Origin of the sequence: Blautia sp. MSK.18.38, from assembly GCF_024460535.1 — a bacterium.
GTDB lineage: Bacteria > Bacillota > Clostridia > Lachnospirales > Lachnospiraceae > Blautia_A > Blautia_A fusiformis.
The window spans coordinates 64,448-80,390 of the sequence record NZ_JANFYP010000011.1 but is presented as its reverse complement, the minus strand read 5'-3'; the positions used below and the strand labels follow the sequence as shown (position 1 = coordinate 80,390).

Below are 15,943 nucleotides of genomic sequence, written 5' to 3'. Positions count from 1 at the left end.
TCAACTCGCCTCCTTCTGATCTGACAAAAGATATTCCATGGTTACTCCTAAGTAGTCAGAAACTTTCTTGAGTTTCCCTATTCCAGGCTGATGTGTATCCCATTTATAAATAGTACTTCTCGCAAATCCTAAATCGGCTTCCAGCTTTGTTACCGAAATACCTTTTTGTTTACAGGTTTTCTTTATATTTGTATAAATTGGCATTTTGCACCTCCTTTGTTTTTTTCGCAAAATATTGCGTTTTTCATTGACAAATTGCGCAAAATATTCTATATTAAAAGCGTGACCAATATAATATAGAACGCTATTTTTTATCTTTGACTTTCGCAATATCTTGCGCAACTTGTAATTTTATTATACACAAGATATGGCGTATGTCAATAGTAAATTGCGCAAAATTTGGAGGAACTTACTATGGGACTTTACGAAAACGTAAAGGAAGCCGCCAAAGCAAAGGGATATTCTATAAACAGACTGGAAAAAGAACTTGGATTTGCAAGAAGTTATATAAGTAAATTCAAAAATATAACTCCCAGTGCTGACAAAATTCAAAAGATTGCAGACTTCCTTGACGTAACATCTGAATTTCTACTGAACGGAAAAGAAAGCAGTTCTGAATCCGTTCTTACTTCAAAAGACAACCGTGACATCGCCAAAGACCTGGACAACATCATGGAGAAACTCACTGCCGGTGAAGATGGCCCTGCCAGTTACAACGGTGAAGAGCTCAGCCCAGATGCCGCAGAGCTGTTCCGGGATGAGTTAGAGATTGCCCTGAAGCGATTGAAGATCATCAACAAAGAAAAATACACGCCAAAGAAATATAAGAAGTAGGTGAGATGCTTGAATCGTGACATCAAGAAGATCGTTTCGTACTATAAAAGAAAAACAGGAACATCAGACCCTTTCGCCATTGCCGATCAGCTTGGTATTCTCTACCAGATCTGTAACCTGCAATTCGAAGGATGCTACATGTTCCTGAAAAATCACCGCTACATATTCATTAATAGAAATCTTCCGGAACACGAACAACGTCTGGTCATGGCTCATGAGCTTGGTCATGCTCTCCTGCACCGGAAAGAGAACTGTTACTTTATTAGAAATAAAACGCTTTTATTAAATTCAAAGAAGGAAATCGAAGCGAATAAGTTTGCTATGGAGCTACTGTTGCCGGATTCATTCTTAGATGAATACAGAGACTTTACTATTGATCAAATTTCCAGAATGACTGGATATGAACAAAAATTAATCCAACTTCGCATTGAAAATTAGTATTTATTGGAGAATATTATGGAAAAGAACGTATTAGATAAGATTGTTGATAGTAAGAAACTTCCTGTTTTGTTTATAGGGTCTGGAATATCCAAAAGATATTTATTTAATTATCCTACTTGGGACGAACTGCTTGAATTATCATTTAAAAAATATAATTCAGATATTTTCCAGTTGCAAAAACATAAAGATGCCCTATTTCGCCAAAATTTATCCGACTTTGAAATAAATGCTAAACTAGCATCTATCATAGAAAATGAATTTAATGCCGCGTTTTTTGACCGAAAAATAAAATTAAATATCGGTAACGCCAAAAACCCCGAATGGGTAAAAAGAGGGATTTCACCTTATAAGATGTTTCTTTCTTCATATTTTAAAAAGATGCATTTACGCAGAGGTCATTTAATAGAACAAGAGCTTGAACGCTTTAAGCAACTAAAGAACAAAATTTCAGCAATCATTACAACAAATTACGATTTATTTCTTGAAACATTTATTTTTCCCGATGACTATACAGTATTTACAAACCAAACTCAGCTTTTCAATTCGGATAGTTACAATATCGCTGAAATATATAAAATACATGGTTCTGCAACTGATGCTAATTCTATTATCATTACTGAACAAGATTATAGAACTTTTAATGATTCTCGCAAACTTATTATTGCCAAAATGTTAACATTATTCGCTGAATCTCCAATTGTATTCTTAGGATATTCTTTTACTGACGAAAATATTCAAGGAATAATTAGCGACTTTTTAGGTTGTTTATCACCAATTCAGCTTCAAAGTATTCATAACCACTTTATTTTCATTAGCTATAAAAAAGGAGAATTAAATTTACAACAAATTCAACGAACCATTACCACTCGTCAAGGAAACGAAATTCCTATTACGGAAATTCAAACTGATAATTATTTAAAGGTATATGAATCACTTAACAAAATTACACCCGGTATTTCGCCTGTCAAAATCAGAGCAACAAAACGAATAGTTAAAAACATCGTTGATAACAATTTATCTTCTGATAATGTAGAAGCAACTATTGTAGGATTAGATGATTTAAATAATATGAATTTTTCTAATAAACCTCTAGCAATTGCAATTGGTTATCGTGAAAGTATATTAAACAAATTTGGATATGGCATTTTTGATGATACACTGATATTTGAAGACATTTTATATGACAACAAACATTTTGATGCTGACTCCATGTGCTCGGATCGATTTAAGTCAATTCCTCATACAAGATTACTTCCTGTATTCAAATATGTAAAAGCAACAACTTTACATATAGATCCACTTTCACACTTAGGTGCCTATATAGAAAAACATAATTCTATTGACTTAATTATTACTAAAAAAATTCAAAAATCATTAAAGAACGTTCCAACCATTAATAATTTTAATGATCTTTTAGCTGAAATAGATAATGTAACAGGTCTTAATAAAAAAGCCGGACTATTATTAAAAAATATTACTTCTTTTAATATTTCAAAGATACGAGAAATATGTAAACGCTTATATTCCTCTGATAAAGAAGAAATTAAAACCTCTACTCATTTCAAAAGATGTGTTATGTATATTGATTTAATGGAAAATTATTTCTAAGCAACAGAAAAAGTCAGTAAACCTTTTCTGGTAAACACCAAAAACATTACTGACTTTTTCTAAATAATTATTCAGAACACTTGAGGTTCTGTGTTCTACTTAATCAACTGTCAACAAAAGGATAAATCCTTTTTTTCTCTTGACAATCTGAATAATACTCTTTTTATATCAATTTGTCAAGAAATTTCCGTCGACAAAAACCGGCTCCTGCGCCAACAGGAACCGGCATGTAGCTTCCGAAGATGCTACTCATTTCGCAAAAATATTGTATCATCTTCGGAGCGGCTGCACAATCAGAACGTTTGTGTGGTCGTTATTTTTGTACCCATTTTTACATAATTTTAACCGAGGTGATAAAATGCAAAAAAGAATGGCTGCTTTATATGTCCGTGTTTCCACGGAGGATCAGGCAGAATTGTCTCCGGATGCTCAAAAAAGATTGTTGCTGGAATACGCAAAGAAGAACGATCTCATAACCTGTGAAGAATTTATTTTCTGTGAGAGTGTTTCCGGCCGTCACGCCCAAAAACGTCCAGAGTTTCAGAAAATGATTGCAATGGCAAAACAATCCTCTCATCCCTTTGATGTGATACTGGTATGGAAATTCTCTAGGTTTGCTAGAAACCAGGAAGAATCCATCGTATATAAAAGTATGCTCAAGAAAGATGATGTGGAAGTTATCAGTATCTCTGAGCCGCTCGTAGACGGTCCGTTTGGTTCTCTTATCGAACGTATTATCGAATGGATGGATGAATATTATTCCATACGGCTCTCCGGTGAGGTAAAGCGTGGCATGAAAGAGAAAGCTTTGCGCCATGGTTATCAGAGTACCCCTCCCCTTGGTTATAAGGCGGTCGGCGGCGGAAAGCCATTCGTGATTGACGAAGCCAGCTACGCTATTGTGTCCTATGCTATGAATTTATACGATTGCGAAAACATGGATGAAACCGCTATAGCAAGGAAGTGCAATGATCTAGGATATCGCACTAAGCGTGGAAACCTCTTTGAACGAAGAAGTATTGACCGTATTTTACGAAATCCTTTTTACTGTGGGACAGTCACATGGAATGGAATGGAGTTTGAAGGTTCTCATGAGGTCAGAATCTCGAAAGAACGTTTTCAAGAGCGTCAAAAGCTGATCCAGGCCAGGATGCGCCCAGCTAAGTCCCGTAGCGTATCCACATGTAGACACTGGTTGTCTGGGCTTTTAAAATGTTCAATCTGTGGTGCCACTCTTGCCTATACCGGTGGCGGCAAAGATGGCTATCATTATTTCAACTGCTGGCAATATGCAAAGGGCTATCACAGAGGCACTTCTTCTATTCCGGTAAAAAAGGCTGAAGAAGCTGTTATTGAATATTTTGACAAGATTCTTGAAGGTGCTGACTTTTCTTATGTCCGGAAAAGTAATTGTTCTGTCAATAATGAAGTTACAGTTGATCAGATTCACAAAGAGTTATCCCGGATAGATATGAAAAGCAAACGAATCCATGATGCTTATGAAAGTGGAATTGACTCTCTTCAGGAATACAAAGAAAATAAAGAACGTCTGAATGATGATCGATCAAAGTTAGAGTTTGAACTTCACAACCTACTGCACAAGAAAAAAGAAAAGTTTACAGATAAATCAGAGGTGTTGAAAGAGATCAAATCTGTGAATGACGTACTCAAGGATCCGGATGTTGGATATGAAGAAAAAGGCATGCTTATCCGGACTATTGTTGATCAAATCGTCTGGGATAAAGAAAATAACAAGATGTATTTTGATATTATTGTACATTGATTTTTTATCTGCTATTGCACTCCGGTCCGCCATACTGGCTGGATATAAACTGTGCCAGCTTTGCGTTGGGCGTCTTGATATTTACAGGATACTGGAGTCTTTTTTCATAATTCCACATACCTTATCTGCACCCTCCTTCCTGTTCCCATGGAAACGGCTGTTCCATCCACTGCCATGACTTAAGATTGCTGTCGTTTCCGGTATCAATGGTCAGCGGTCCATAAAATTTTGCATATTTTTCCAGGAGCTCATTTCTTCTGGCTGAAAGCTCACTGTAATATTCAAGAGCTCTTTTTTCTTTTGGATGCGTATCCAGAAAAAGGAGAAGATCGTCAATGGCAAAGCTTACCTGGTCAATAAACTGCAACAGTTCTTTTTTGGAAGTACAATTTCCGGACATCATCGACTTCCTCCTCTCCTGCCGCAGAACGGCTTGCAAAGCTCAGGAAAGATAGTTCCGACCTGAAGAGCTTTTTTCAACTCAAAGGTAGGCGCAAATTCCTGGTATGGCACATACGCCATTGCAGGAACCTGTTTTGCCATATCAGAAAATGATCGATCCGTCCGGCCTGCCATCCCGCTATTCATCCCACAGGTATACTGATATGGCCGGCAGCCCGAACGATTCATCTGAAATCGGTCCATAATCGAAATCCTTTCATTCATGATCACGCTATATTTTATGACGTTTTTTTAAACTTGTGAAAACAGGAATGTTCACTTTCCTTCATATATATCTATCTTTCTGCCATTTTTTTCTATATATACAGGAAAATATTACTGTTTAAAAATCAGATATACAGTGCTATAATATCCTTGCCTATCTTTACACGGATGGGCGCTTTTACTTATGATTTGTAGCCCTGACCGGCTATTGAAGGAGGAAATTATGCAGGTAATTATTGTAGGCTGCGGAAAAGTCGGTAGAAATCTTGCAGAGCAGCTTCAGGCAGAGGATATTGATATCACTCTTGTCGACGTTATTGCCGACAAGATCAATGATCTCTGCGAAAATATCGACGCTATGGGAATCGTCGGTAATGGTGCCAGCATCAATACTTTAATGGAGGCAGGTGTTGATACTGCAGATATTCTGATCGCAGTTACCGCTTCTGACGAGTTGAACCTTCTCTGCTGTCTGATCGCGCAGAAGGCCAACCACTGTCAGACCATCGCCCGCGTCCGTAACCCCATTTATGAAAAAGAAATCGGATTCATCAAAGAACGTCTTGGTGTTACCATGATCATTAACCCGGAGTTTGCCGCTGCCCAGGAAATTTCACGGCTTCTCCGTTTTCCATCTGCGATCAAGATTGACACCTTTGCACGTGGTCGTGTAGAACTTCTCAAGTTTAAAGTTCTCCCGGAATTCAAGCTGGACGGAATGAGCGTTTCCCAGATCTCAGATGCTTTCCGAAGTGATATTCTGGTCTGCGCGATCGAGAGCCGTGACAATGTATCCATTCCTGGTGGTGATCACATTATACACGACGGAGATATGGTTTCCATTCTGGCCTCTCCGCTTAATGCAGCGGCATTTTTCCGTAAGATCGGTCTCAAGACCAATCAGGTCAAAAACTGTATCATCGTAGGTGGCGGAACCATTTCCTATTATCTTGCCCATGCACTTCTGGATATGAAGATCAGTGTCAAGATCATCGAGCAGAACAAAAACCGCTGTGAGCACTTAAGCGAACTGCTTCCAGATGCGACTATCATCAATGGTGACGGAACGAACCGTTCTCTTCTGCTAGAAGAAGGACTTTCCGAGTCCGAATCCTTTGTCACTCTGACAAATCTGGATGAGGAGAATGTCTTTCTTGCTCTCTTTGCCAAAAGCATCTCCGATGCCAAGCTGGTTGCCAAGGTCAACCGTCTGGAATTTGATGATGTCATCGACTCCCTGGATATCGGAAGTGTCATCTACCCGAAAAATATCACTGCTGATTATATCCTGCAGTATGTCCGTGCCACTCAGAACAGCATCGGCAGCAACGTAGAAACCCTTTATCATATTCTGGATGGCAATGCAGAAGCACTGGAATTTGCGATCCGTGAGGAATCTGCCGTAACTTATATCCCTCTTGCAGAGCTGAATCTCCGCAAGAATCTTCTGGTGGGATGCCTGAACCGCAACGGCCGCATCCGCATTCCCCGTGGTCAGGATACCATTCAGGTAGGCGACACGGTCATCATTGTAACCACTCACAAAGGCCTCCGTGACATCACAGACATACTTGCAAAATAGAGGTACTGAAAGATGAATTATTCAATTATTGTTTATATCCTGGGATGGATCATGAACGTGGAAGCAGTCTGCATGTTGGTTCCCAGTATCACAGCCCTTATCTACCGTGAAAAAGCCGGAATCGCCTTTGTGATCACAATTCTGGCATGCCTGGCGATCGGTGTTCCACTGGTCAGCCGCAAACCGTCCAAGAAAGCGTTTTACGCCCGTGAAGGCCTTGTGACTACTGCTTTAAGCTGGATCGTCCTCAGTATTGTCGGTGCTGTGCCGTTTGTGCTCAGCGAGGCTATCCCGAATCCCATTGATGCTTTTTTTGAGATTGTTTCCGGTTTCACTACAACCGGTTCCAGTATTCTCTCCGATCCATCACAGATGCCTTACAGCATCAATATCTGGAGATGTTTTTCCCACTGGATCGGTGGTATGGGTGTTCTGGTATTTATCCTGACACTGCTTCCGCTTGCAGGTGGCTATCATATGAACCTTATGAAGGCAGAAAGCCCCGGTCCTTCCGTAGGAAAGCTTCTTCCAAAAGTCCAGTCAACTGCCAAGATCCTGTACAAGATCTACATTGCACTCACTGTTGCACTGATCATCCTCCTGCTTCTTGGAGGGATGCCTCTTTACGACAGTCTCTGTGCAGCATTTGGAACTGCCGGAACCGGTGGGTTCGGAATCAAATCCGACAGTATGGGAAGCTACAGCTTATATATTCAGATCGTCATCACCATCTTTATGATCCTGTTTGGCGTAAACTTCAATGTCTATTTTCTTCTTCTCACCAGGAAGTTTTCTCAGGCATTGAAATCTGAAGAGGTCCGCTGCTACTTCTTTGTGATCATCGCCTCTGCCCTGATGATCACTTTCAACGTCCGGCATCTGTTTGACAATGTGTGGGAAGCACTTCAACAGGCATTTTTCCAGGTTGGTTCTATTATCACCACCACCGGTTATGCCACTACGGATTTTAACCAGTGGCCTGCGGTATCCAGAACGATTCTGGTACTGCTTACCTTCTGTGGTGCCTGTGCTGGCAGTACAGGCGGCGGAATCAAGATTTCCCGTCTTCTGCTTCTTGCAAAATCCGTCCGCAAGGAACTGCATCTTTATCTGCATCCCAATGCAGTAAAAAAGATCAAAATGGACGGAAAAGCGGTGTCTCACGAAGTTATGCGTGCCACCAATATTTATATGATCGTTTATCTGATGATCGTGGCTGCATCTATCTTTATCATCAGTTTTGATGAATTTGATCTTGTAACAAATTTCACAGCCGTAGTCACCACTTTAAACAATGTGGGTCCCGGTCTTTCCCTGATCGGTCCTACCGGAAACTTCGGGATCTTTTCTCCGCTGTCCAAGCTGGTCCTTTCTTTCGATATGCTGGCCGGCCGACTGGAGCTATTTCCGATCCTGATCCTTTTCCTTCGTGAAACCTGGAAGAAATTCTGATAAATATTCGTCATATTTTGCTATGTTTGTGGCATAAATTGTTCTTTTCACATTTATTTCAAATGTTAGACACACTTTCTTCACATTTTTACTGTATATTATAAGCCATAGAAGGTGATGAACTTTCTATAATATTTTTCTTTTTCATACGCGCCGGTACGAAAGTACCGGCCTCCTTCCATTTATGGAGTATTTTTTTCCACTCCCTCATAATCGAAATCCGGAATAAAGCTTTCTGAAGCAGTTTCTCCTTCCTGGATAAATCCATTCTGAATCCCCATATCCACAGCAGCATCCAGAACTTTTTCATACTCTCTTTTTGTAACTTTCCGGTTTAATTCCTTAAATTCCACAAATTTTCTCACCGGCGTATACTGATTCATAATACTGATATAAATATCTTCCCCATAGGTTTCATGAAGATACCTCAGAGCCTTTATGGAATTTCCTGTATGTCCCGGCAGGATCAGATGACGGACAATGGTTCCTTTCCGGATGTATCCATCCTCTCCAAACTCACATTTCCCGGTCTGACGCACCATCTCTCTAATTGCAGCCTTTGCAGCCTGCACATAATCCGGCGCATAAGAAAATTTCTGTGCAAGCTCCGGATCCAGATATTTCAGATCCGGAAGATAAATGTCCACATATCCTTCCAGAAGCTTCAAGGTTTCTGTTTTTTCATACCCGCTGGAATTATACACCACCGGAATATCCAGACCCTTCCTCCGGGCCATATCCAGTGCCTCTATGATCTGTGGTACATAGTGTGCACCTGTTACCAGATTGATGTTTGCAGCTCCTTTTTCCTTCAGTTCCAGAAAAATCTCTCCAAGCCGTTCCACACTTACAGCCCGTCCCCTGCTCCCCATAGCAATATCATGATTCTGGCAGAAACAGCAGCGCAGCCCGCACCCGGAAAAGAACACTGCCCCGGAGCCTTTTGTTCCGGAGATACAGGGTTCCTCCCACATATGAAGTGCAGCCCTTGCCAGATAAATTCTCTCATCCATGCCACAGAAGCCTTTTTTCCCTGCACTCCGGTCTGCCAGGCATTCTCTTGGACAAAGAGCACAAGCTGACATAATTTCTTCCGTACAGTGCGCGCTCCCTGCCATACTGCTGATTTTATTTTCATTCTCCACTTTCACTTTTCTCCTGATCTTTCTTCCAATATCGTTATTTTCTGTTATCTAGTACTAGTTTAGCACATCACGTCTGCTGCCAACAAGGCTTTCTCTGTTTACACTATATACTTAATATAGTACAATGGATTTCATGGAATCTTAAGAATTTACCCCTTTCGTCTTAATTTCCGGCTGCTATTCTAATAACATCAGGGAGGTACAAAAAAGTGGCTAACATACTTGTTTGCGATGACGACAAAGACATCGTGGAAGCTATCGAAATCTATCTTACGCAGGAAGGCTATCACATTCTGAAAGCCTATGACGGACAGGAAGCACTGGATATCCTGAACAGCGAAACTGTAGATCTGCTGATCATCGATGTGATGATGCCCCGTCTCGACGGGATCCGGGCAACAGTCAAGATCCGGGAAAGCAATCCTCTGCCCATCATCATCCTGTCCGCAAAATCTGAAGACACGGACAAAATCCTAGGCCTTAACATCGGTGCAGATGACTATATCACCAAACCTTTCAATCCTCTGGAGCTGATCGCCAGGGTAAAATCCCAGCTGCGCCGGTACACACAGCTTGGCTCCGCTGCACCGGTAGCATCAGAACACATCTACACAACCGGAGGTCTTACGGTAAACGATGACAAAAAAGAGGTGCTGGTAGATGGAGAAGCGGTACGGATGACGCCCATCGAATATAATATCCTGCTTCTTCTCATGAAAAATCCCGGACGTGTTTTTTCCACCACACAGATCTACGAGAGCATCTGGAATGAAGATGCTCTGGCCGCGGATAACACGGTAGCCGTCCACGTCCGTCACATTCGCGAAAAGATTGAGATCAACCCCAGGGATCCCCGCTATCTGAAAGTTGTCTGGGGCCTGGGTTATAAAATCGAAAAACTGAGCCGGTGAGCCAGCCGGCCATGAAGTATCTGTACTTCAGAAAGGGGTATTATGAATAAAAATAAACATACGGAAAAAAACCGTTCATTTATGCGCATTCCTGCTCTTGTCCTTGCCCTTATCCTGCCTCTGATCATGGTCTTTTCAGCGGCACTGGTGATCCAGGCAGGTATCCGGATGGACTCTGCCGAGGATCTTAAAACAAAGGATTATTTCCAGACCTCTGCTTTTGCTGACAGCTTTTACTCAAAAGCTTCCGCGATCCTGTCCGGAATCTCAGCCAGAGAAATCCTAGATAAAACAAACGAAGATGCATACATTGATCTCGGAGAGCTTTATAACGGAGATTCTCTCTCCTTCAAAAACACCTCCGGACTAGCCTATTCCTTCAATGATCTTAAGGAATGGAGCTCACAGACGATCCATTCCAATGATGACTGGATCGTCCTGGGCCTTACCACCCCGGAGGGTGAAACAAAATATATGTACTATTCCGATTTCAAAAAAGCTCTGGAAGACGGAACCCTGCAGCTAAATGCCAACTCCGGTGCCCTGAAACACGAGGGAATTTCCCAGAAAGACTGGACTGAGAGGATTCTTTCCGCTCTGAGCGCCGAATATGCAGACGGCGGCATCCAGTCACAGGAACCTTTGAAAAACATCACAGACAAAAACGGAAACGTGGTTTACACAGATGTGGCAGATATGCTCACTCCGATCTTTGAAATCCCCTGTGCACCGGAAGGTTACGACAGTCTCCTGGATTACATGAATTCCACCTCATCCAAAACCAGGAATTTCAAGGGGAACCTGAACGATGCCTTTGAGCAGCTGGATAATGCCCGGGATCTTTTTTCCAGCTGGACAGAAGCTGCTCAGACACTGGAGGAGTACAGCAATGATAATTCCAATCTCCATTATGCCTATACGGATAACACCTCACAGAAAATCTTCACAAATACAGATGCAGCCTATACTTCCGACCTGACTGATATTTCCGGTTTTTCAGACAAAAAGCCTTACGTGTTCCTAAGTGTCAACGAAGCTGCCACAGATGAGAAAAATGCCCGGAATGGTCTTATGAATCTGAACCTTTCCGCTGCTGCAAACCATTCTGTAGGAAACTGGATCGATCTCCTTCGAAATTCCACATACGATGAAAACTGCAGTTTTCTTGCCTGGATCGATGATACCAGCCTTCCTGTACAGGATTCCATTAAAACTGACAGACAGCATTTCCTGACTTACCGTACTTTATTTATCCCGGCTACTGTGATCACCATGATCAGTTTTCTGCTCTTTATCATAGATTTTATCTGGCTTACTGTCCACACCGGAAGAAGAAATTCCGATAGCGGTAATGCAGACACGGCTCAGCCAGAACTGAACTTTTTTGACAGGATCTATACGGAAGCAGCAGCCGGACTCGTGTGTATCCCGGCACTTGGTGTATTGACCGCAGGACTGAGCATGCAAGCTTGCACCTATAACCTTGTCTCCTCCCTGATCATCCTGGGTATCACGATTTTCCTGATCACGTGCCTGTTCTGGATCGGCTATTTAAGCCTGATCCGCAGGATCAAAGCTCGCACCCTGTGGAAAAACAGCCTGCTTCGCAAATGCCTGAAGCTTCCCCGTCTGTGTCTTTGTAAAGCCAGTAAGCTGATCGATTTTTTCTCCAGGAATACCATCAGCAGAATACGTATGGTAGTGGGACTTGGCGTATTTCTATTCCTTGAATTTTTCTTCAGTGCCCTGCTCGCGGCATCTGATGGATGGTTCCTGATGTTTTTGCTTCTATTCCTTCTGGATCTGGGTGCGCTTTTCTGCGTCTACAAAATTGCTCTTGGACGGGAACTCCTCCTTGATGGCCTGAAACGGATCACCGATGGAGAGCTCACTTACAAGATCCCGGAAAAGGAACTCCGTGGTGATCAGAAAGCAATGGCACAGTATATCAACCGCATTGGTGACGGGCTGGACGCTGCCGTGGAAAAAAGCCTCAAAGATGAGCGTATGAAAACCGAATTGATCACCAATGTCTCCCATGATCTGAAAACGCCACTGACTTCCATCATCAATTACATTGATCTGCTGAAAAGGCTGAACCTCAAAGATCCGGAAGCACTGAAATATCTTGAGATCCTGGACTCAAAGGCACATCGTCTGAAAAGTCTGACCGAAGATGTAGTGGAAGCTTCCAAAGCCAGTACCGGAAATCTTTCTCTGGAAATGACGGAACTGAACTTTGTGGAAATGCTTTACCAGGTGATGGGTGAATTCGAAGAACGGATGAAAAGCAGACATCTGACCCTGATGACACATCTGCCTGATTTTCCTGCCATGATCTATGCCGATGGCAGACGGATGTGGCGTATCCTTGAAAATCTTTTCGGCAATATTCTGAAATATGCCATGGAGAACACAAGAGTCTATGCAGAAGTTCTTCTGGAAAAAGATCAAGTCATCTTTACCCTGAAAAATATTTCCGCACAGCCTCTGAACATTCCGGCTGAAGAACTGACCGAACGTTTCATCCGCGGCGATGTTGCCAGAAATACAGAAGGCAGCGGACTTGGATTATCCATCGCACAGAGCCTTACCCAGCTTCAAGGTGGCACCTTTAAACTTTATCTGGACGGTGACCTTTTCAAAGTCTGCTTAAGTTTTCCACAGAAGATCTCTCCCACAGCCTTATCCGCACCGGAAGATCCTCATTCCGAAGCACATTCTTAACCATTCATAAAAAACAGCAGCGGAAGCCCTGATGATATGATGGATCAGGAGCCAGGCTGCTGTTTTTCTCTTATTTTTGTTCTCTTTTACACTTTAATGGTGATCTCACGGTCTGTCCGGTTATATTTATAATACCGGACTCCGGCTGCATCCAGCATTTTTTTGGATGCGATCACCGACGGAGTATCTGCATATTTATCACAGTCGTATACGATAGTCCTGATCCCTGCCTGGATAATAGCCTTGGCACATTCGTTACAAGGAAACAGGGACACATAAAGCTTGGCACCTTCCAGACTTCCTCCTCGGTAGTTCAGGATGGCATTGAGCTCACTGTGTGTCACATAAAGATATTTGGTATCCAGCGGATCTCCTTCTCTTCCCCAGGGAAACTCATCATCGGAACATCCATTTGGAAATCCATTGTACCCCATTGACAGGATCTTGTTATCTTCACTTACGATACAGGCACCAACCTGTGAATGCGGGTCCTTGGAACGCATGCCGGAAAGCATGGCAACACCCATAAAATACTCATCCCAGGAAAGATATCCCTGTCGTTTCTGTCCTTTTTTATCCATACAGAATCCTCTTTTTCTATTGGTTTCTTACTGATCGATCAATCCTCGATCATGTTGATCCTTCTGATATGACGCTCATCCCCGGAAAATGGTGTATCCAGGAATGTATCCACGATCTTCAGAGCAAGTCCCGGTCCTACTACACGACCGCCCATGGCCAGAATGTTGGCATCGTTATGAAGTCTTGTTGCCTCTGCAGTAAAGCAATCTGTACAAAGTGCAGCACGGATTCCCTTGAATTTATTAGCAGTGATGGAAATTCCGATACCTGTTCCGCAGATCAGGATTCCTTTCTCACACTCACCATCCACGATCGCCTGTGCTACTTTCTTTCCATAAACAGGATAGTCTACAGATTCCGGACCATTGCATCCAAAATCTTTGTACTCCAGTCCTCTCTCTTCCAGATGCTTCTTTACCTCCTGCATCAGCTCATAGCCGCCATGATCACATCCCAGTGCTATCATTTTCTTTCTCCTCCTCAACGTTGATAATTTTATGACCAGCCGCTTTCAGTAAGCGGTTCATGATCGCCTGTCCCATTCTTGGTGTAAAAAATGCCTCTGAATAAATGGCACTTACATTACAGCTGTCAAAATCACGCAGGACCTCGTACAGATGATGCGCGATGGTTTCTTCCTGCTCCCGGCTTCCGATACTCTTTACGATTCCATGTGAATATCGGCCTTTTGTTTCATCTGTTGCGATGATCCCCACCGTCAGTCCCTTCTCCTCAGCCTCTCCGGCTCTTTTTTCGATCTCCGCGATCACACCCTCTGTGGCCCCCTCCACAATGGCAAGATCTGCCTTTGGTGCATAATGACGGTATTTCATTCCCGGTGCTTTTGGATGGACCTTGCTGTCCGGTTTGATCAGCCCCTTATCCATCCTTACATCTCCAAGTGTTTCCCGGAGCATTTCCAGGGAAATATATCCCGGCCGCAGGACTACCGGTATGTCTTCTGTAAAATCTACGATCGTAGATTCCAGACCGATATTTACCTGTCCTCCATCAATGATCATATCAATGGCTTCTCCCAGATCCTCTGCCACATGTCCCGCTGTCGTAGGACTTGGTCTTCCGGAAGTATTGGCACTTGGCGCTGCCACATATCCGCCAGCCGCAAGAATCAGCTCCTGTGCGATAGGATCACTTGGAAAACGTACTGCCACACTGTCCAGTCCTCCGGTTGTTTCCTTTGGCACGATATCTGCCTTGGGAAGGATCATTGTCAGCGGACCCGGCCAGTATTTCTCAGCCAGTATTCTGGCTTTTTCAGGAACCTCCGTAACGATCTTATCCAGGTCACGGATATCTGCGATATGTACGATCAGCGGATTGTCCGAAGGTCTTCCCTTGGCTGCATAGATCTTCATTGATGCTTTCGGATCCAGGGCATTTCCTCCAAGGCCGTATACAGTCTCTGTGGGAAATGCCACAAGCCCGCCGTTTTTCAGGATCTCGCCACCTCTGGCAATTGCCTTTCTGTCTATATTCTCCGCTGTCATAACTGCTATTTCTGCTTTCATTTTACGCTCCATTTACTGTCTGATATAAATCCCCTGCTCTTCAATAAAATCTTCCAAATCCTGAAGGGCATCCTGTGCCCAGGTTTCGGATTTCTGAAAAGTCTCCGGAAAAAACATGTCTTTTACTATTTTTTTACCTGTTTCTGTTTTAAAGATCTTCTCTACACTTTTCTTTATATGTTCTTTATCCAGTCCATCTTCAAAATAATTAACCAGAAAATCAGCTTCCACAAGGATCTGATAATCCAGCCCGTCAATATCCTTATAGGTATGATGATGTCCTACCAGATATTCCACTCTGCGGATCACCCTCTCCTGAAAGCCCAGTGCGGTAAGCATCTCTCTGGCAGCTGCCGGACCTTCTGCTTCCTGCGTCTTTCCATCAGAGCGTCCGTATTTTTCCATACCGACTTTGATCCCGATATCATGAACGAGAGCCGCGGCTTCCAGAACATACATCGTATCTTCATCCAGACCCTCACTCTGGCCGATCAGCCTTGAAAGATCATGCACCTTCACAAAATGCTGGATATGCTTCGGATCCCCCTGATAATAATGGATCATTTCCATATAAAGTCTGTCGATTCTGTTCATAATATCCTCCTCTCTGCTGCCATCCTGCAACTGCCACTTTTTTCAGTATACTGCTCAGCAGAAATCTCCTGCTGAGCATATCCGTTAAC

At 42.8% G+C, this 15,943-nt stretch carries 17 protein-coding genes and 1 pseudogene; 8 read left to right on the top strand and 10 right to left on the bottom strand.

Annotation, left to right across the window (positions count from 1 at the left end; all coding sequences use genetic code 11):
- Positions 1–204 (bottom strand): helix-turn-helix domain-containing protein, encoded by a 204-nt coding sequence (locus NE638_RS08750; protein WP_059085986.1) that lies wholly within the window; start codon positions 202–204, stop codon positions 1–3.
- A 210-nt stretch (positions 205–414) separates the two neighbouring features.
- Here NE638_RS08750 and NE638_RS08745 point away from each other — a divergent pair, with 210 nt between their 5' ends.
- Positions 415–834 (top strand): helix-turn-helix domain-containing protein, encoded by a 420-nt coding sequence (locus NE638_RS08745; protein WP_059085987.1) that lies wholly within the window; start codon positions 415–417, stop codon positions 832–834.
- Between the two features lie 63 nt (positions 835–897).
- Here the strand turns inward: NE638_RS08745 and NE638_RS08740 are convergent, their stop codons facing one another.
- On the bottom strand, positions 898–1,062 hold the full coding sequence (locus NE638_RS08740) for a hypothetical protein (RefSeq protein WP_244094819.1): 165 nt from the start codon (positions 1,060–1,062) through the stop codon (positions 898–900).
- On the opposite strand from NE638_RS08740, the gene NE638_RS18225 reads away from it, so the two are divergent.
- The 3 genes from NE638_RS18225 (at position 997) to NE638_RS08725 (ending at position 4,666) form a co-directional block, all read left to right on the top strand.
- Complete coding sequence (locus tag NE638_RS18225; RefSeq protein WP_334298093.1) at positions 997–1,272, top strand: ImmA/IrrE family metallo-endopeptidase; 276 nt, start codon at positions 997–999, stop codon at positions 1,270–1,272. The two genes, NE638_RS08740 and NE638_RS18225, sit on opposite strands and share 66 nt — an antisense overlap.
- Positions 1,273–1,290: 18 nt before the next feature.
- Positions 1,291–2,883, top strand: coding sequence for an SIR2 family protein (locus NE638_RS08730; protein ID WP_059085989.1), 1,593 nt, complete (start codon positions 1,291–1,293; stop codon positions 2,881–2,883).
- Between the two features lie 358 nt (positions 2,884–3,241).
- Positions 3,242–4,666 carry a recombinase family protein gene (locus NE638_RS08725; RefSeq protein ID WP_173746057.1) on the top strand — a complete coding sequence of 475 codons (1,425 nt, stop codon included), beginning with the start codon at positions 3,242–3,244 and terminating at the stop codon, positions 4,664–4,666.
- Positions 4,667–4,685: 19 nt separating this feature from the next.
- Here NE638_RS08725 and NE638_RS08720 read toward each other — a convergent pair.
- From NE638_RS08720 to NE638_RS08710, 3 genes and pseudogenes are all read right to left on the bottom strand, one after another.
- Positions 4,686–4,784 (bottom strand): annotated as a pseudogene (locus NE638_RS08720) (manganese catalase family protein); the annotation flags it as partial.
- A 3-nt stretch (positions 4,785–4,787) separates the two neighbouring features.
- Positions 4,788–5,066 carry a spore coat protein CotJB gene (locus tag NE638_RS08715; RefSeq protein ID WP_110103245.1) on the bottom strand — a complete coding sequence of 93 codons (279 nt, stop codon included), beginning with the start codon at positions 5,064–5,066 and terminating at the stop codon, positions 4,788–4,790.
- Positions 5,066–5,311 (bottom strand): spore coat associated protein CotJA, encoded by a 246-nt coding sequence (locus NE638_RS08710; RefSeq protein WP_015527159.1) that lies wholly within the window; start codon positions 5,309–5,311, stop codon positions 5,066–5,068. Before NE638_RS08710 ends, NE638_RS08715 begins: the two co-directional genes overlap by 1 nt.
- Before the next feature lie 244 nt (positions 5,312–5,555).
- On the opposite strand from NE638_RS08710, the gene trkA reads away from it, so the two are divergent.
- Both trkA and NE638_RS08700 read left to right on the top strand, forming a co-directional pair.
- Positions 5,556–6,914, top strand: a complete 1,359-nt coding sequence (gene trkA / locus NE638_RS08705; protein WP_118626171.1) for a Trk system potassium transporter TrkA — start codon at positions 5,556–5,558, stop codon at positions 6,912–6,914.
- A gap of 12 nt (positions 6,915–6,926) precedes the next feature.
- Entirely contained in the window at positions 6,927–8,366 is a 1,440-nt protein-coding gene (locus NE638_RS08700; protein WP_173746041.1) for a TrkH family potassium uptake protein, read from the top strand.
- A 182-nt stretch (positions 8,367–8,548) separates the two neighbouring features.
- Here NE638_RS08700 and NE638_RS08695 read toward each other — a convergent pair whose 3' ends face one another.
- Entirely contained in the window at positions 8,549–9,484 is a 936-nt protein-coding gene (locus tag NE638_RS08695; RefSeq protein WP_244094816.1) for a radical SAM protein, read from the bottom strand.
- Positions 9,485–9,720: 236 nt separating this feature from the next.
- Between NE638_RS08695 and NE638_RS08690 the strand changes: the two genes are divergently transcribed.
- A complete protein-coding gene (locus tag NE638_RS08690) occupies positions 9,721–10,422 on the top strand; it encodes a response regulator transcription factor (RefSeq protein WP_021651384.1) in 702 nt (233 codons plus the stop codon).
- 42 nt (positions 10,423–10,464) lie between these two features.
- The gene (locus NE638_RS08685) at positions 10,465–13,149 is read left to right on the top strand and encodes a sensor histidine kinase (RefSeq protein WP_173746040.1); all 2,685 of its coding nucleotides are present in this window, start codon (positions 10,465–10,467) and stop codon (positions 13,147–13,149) included.
- An 86-nt stretch (positions 13,150–13,235) separates the two neighbouring features.
- On the opposite strand, the gene NE638_RS08680 is transcribed toward NE638_RS08685, so the two are convergent.
- The 4 genes from NE638_RS08680 to NE638_RS08665 are packed head-to-tail and all read right to left on the bottom strand — an operon-like array spanning position 13,236 to position 15,854.
- Positions 13,236–13,730, bottom strand: coding sequence for a deoxycytidylate deaminase (locus NE638_RS08680; RefSeq protein ID WP_173746039.1), 495 nt, complete (start codon positions 13,728–13,730; stop codon positions 13,236–13,238).
- Between the two features lie 38 nt (positions 13,731–13,768).
- Positions 13,769–14,197, bottom strand: coding sequence for a ribose 5-phosphate isomerase B (gene rpiB, locus NE638_RS08675; protein ID WP_015527166.1), 429 nt, complete (start codon positions 14,195–14,197; stop codon positions 13,769–13,771).
- On the bottom strand, positions 14,178–15,260 hold the full coding sequence (locus NE638_RS08670) for an L-threonylcarbamoyladenylate synthase (RefSeq protein WP_059086902.1): 1,083 nt from the start codon (positions 15,258–15,260) through the stop codon (positions 14,178–14,180). Before NE638_RS08670 ends, rpiB begins: the two co-directional genes overlap by 20 nt.
- Before the next feature lie 12 nt (positions 15,261–15,272).
- Positions 15,273–15,854 carry an HD domain-containing protein gene (locus tag NE638_RS08665; protein WP_059086903.1) on the bottom strand — a complete coding sequence of 194 codons (582 nt, stop codon included), beginning with the start codon at positions 15,852–15,854 and terminating at the stop codon, positions 15,273–15,275.
- Positions 15,855–15,943: the final 89 nt, after the last annotated feature.

Bases quoted from the DNA above. Each gene is read 5' to 3' on its own strand.
- NE638_RS08730 (WP_059085989.1), top strand. From the start codon at position 1,291: ATGGAAAAGAACGTATTAGATAAGATTGTTGATAGTAAGAAACTTCCT.
- NE638_RS08685 (WP_173746040.1), top strand. From the start codon at position 10,465: ATGAATAAAAATAAACATACGGAAAAAAACCGTTCATTTATGCGCATT.
- NE638_RS08665 (WP_059086903.1), bottom strand. From the start codon at position 15,854: ATGAACAGAATCGACAGACTTTATATGGAAATGATCCATTATTATCAG.
- rpiB (WP_015527166.1), bottom strand. From the start codon at position 14,197: ATGATAGCACTGGGATGTGATCATGGCGGCTATGAGCTGATGCAGGAG.
- NE638_RS08725 (WP_173746057.1), top strand. From the start codon at position 3,242: ATGCAAAAAAGAATGGCTGCTTTATATGTCCGTGTTTCCACGGAGGAT.
- trkA (WP_118626171.1), top strand. From the start codon at position 5,556: ATGCAGGTAATTATTGTAGGCTGCGGAAAAGTCGGTAGAAATCTTGCA.
- NE638_RS08745 (WP_059085987.1), top strand. From the start codon at position 415: ATGGGACTTTACGAAAACGTAAAGGAAGCCGCCAAAGCAAAGGGATAT.
- NE638_RS08750 (WP_059085986.1), bottom strand. From the start codon at position 204: ATGCCAATTTATACAAATATAAAGAAAACCTGTAAACAAAAAGGTATT.
- NE638_RS08695 (WP_244094816.1), bottom strand. From the start codon at position 9,484: ATGGCAGGGAGCGCGCACTGTACGGAAGAAATTATGTCAGCTTGTGCT.
- NE638_RS08710 (WP_015527159.1), bottom strand. From the start codon at position 5,311: ATGGACCGATTTCAGATGAATCGTTCGGGCTGCCGGCCATATCAGTAT.
- NE638_RS08670 (WP_059086902.1), bottom strand. From the start codon at position 15,260: ATGAAAGCAGAAATAGCAGTTATGACAGCGGAGAATATAGACAGAAAG.
- NE638_RS08680 (WP_173746039.1), bottom strand. From the start codon at position 13,730: ATGGATAAAAAAGGACAGAAACGACAGGGATATCTTTCCTGGGATGAG.
- NE638_RS08700 (WP_173746041.1), top strand. From the start codon at position 6,927: ATGAATTATTCAATTATTGTTTATATCCTGGGATGGATCATGAACGTG.
- NE638_RS08740 (WP_244094819.1), bottom strand. From the start codon at position 1,062: ATGACCAAGCTCATGAGCCATGACCAGACGTTGTTCGTGTTCCGGAAG.
- NE638_RS08715 (WP_110103245.1), bottom strand. From the start codon at position 5,066: ATGTCCGGAAATTGTACTTCCAAAAAAGAACTGTTGCAGTTTATTGAC.